Origin of the sequence: Bacillus sp. NTK074B (assembly GCF_017303375.1) — a bacterium.
Classification (GTDB): Bacteria; Bacillota; Bacilli; order Bacillales; family Bacillaceae_B; genus Rossellomorea.
On record NZ_JAFKOH010000207.1, the window covers coordinates 1 to 259 of the forward strand.

The following is a 259-nucleotide window of genomic DNA, read 5'->3' on the forward strand; positions in this document are numbered from 1 at the left end:
TCGTAACAAGGTAGCCGTATCGGAAGGTGCGGCTGGATCACCTCCTTTCTAAGGAAGATTTACTAAAACGTTTGACAGTCGAAGTTTTGTTCAGTTTTGATGGTTCAATAAGATTTTTTGCGAAAGCAAAATAATCATCAAACAAACAATGGTAAGCATTGCTTATCATTCATTTTTATGGAATATGGGCCTATAGCTCAGCTGGTTAGAGCGCACGCCTGATAAGCGTGAGGTCGGTGGTTCGAGTCCACTTAGGCCC

General features: G+C 42.5%; 1 tRNA gene. It reads left to right on the forward strand.

Annotation, left to right across the window (positions count from 1 at the left end):
- Positions 1-186 precede the first annotated feature (186 nt).
- A tRNA-Ile gene (locus JI667_RS22030) sits at positions 187-259 on the forward strand.